The 856-nt window shown below is 74.4% G+C and carries 1 protein-coding gene; it reads left to right on the forward strand.

Features of this window, described 5'->3' with window-relative positions:
* A partial coding sequence (locus BZL64_RS34635; protein ID WP_143663394.1) for a DUF4139 domain-containing protein occupies positions 1 to 821 on the forward strand: 821 nt, incomplete at its 5' end.
* Positions 822 to 856: the final 35 nt, after the last annotated feature.

Genomic DNA, 856 nt, shown 5'->3' on the forward strand with positions numbered 1-856 from the left:
GTGCCGAACTCGACTACGCCGCCCTGGTGTTGTCCGGTCCCGACGAGCAGGCGGGACGCCGGGGACGGCTGTTCCCCGGCTCCTCCCACGACCCGGTGGCGGCGGAGTACCGGCGTCGCGCCGAGTCGGTGGCCTCGCTGCCCCTGCCCGGTCACGCCGTGCCGCCCCGCCGGTCGGCGGGTTCCTTCGACCACCGTTTCGACGCCGCCGCCCGCGCCGACATCCCCTCGGACGGCACCTGGCACACCGTCACCGTCGGCGAGATCCCGGTCGGACTGCGCACCGAGTACCTGTGCGTGCCGTCCGTGGAACCGACCGTGTACGCCACCCTGGTGCTCTCCAACGCCACCGACCAGGCCCTGCTGGCCGGCCCGGTGGAGGTCACCGTCGACGACGACTTCCTGCTGACCGCGTCCCTGCCCACGCTCGCGCCCGGCGGCGTACGCCGGGTGGGACTGGGGCCGGCCGAGGGCATCAGGGTCACCCGGCGTACCAACCTGCGCGAGTCGACCGCGGGTCTGCGCAACAACGTCACCGTGCTCGACCACAGCGTGCACGTGGAGCTGGCCAACCAGCTCGCCCGGCCCGTCACCGTCGAGGTCCGCGAGCTGGTGCCGGTCTCCGCCGAGGCGGACGTCCGGATCGAGGAAAGGGCGGACTGGACGACACCCGACGAGAGCGCCGGCTCCGAGACCCACGCCCCGGGCACCCGCCTCTGGCGGGTGGCCCTGCCCGCCGGTGGCACCGCCGCCCTCGACGGCGGCTACGAGATCCGCATCCCGGCCGGCAAGGCCCTGGTCGGCGGCAACCGCAGGAGCTGACACACCCCATGCCCACCGCCCCCAAGCCGATCGCC

This window comes from Streptomyces bobili, assembly GCF_002154575.1.
Lineage (GTDB): Bacteria > Actinomycetota > Actinomycetes > Streptomycetales > Streptomycetaceae > Streptomyces > Streptomyces bobili.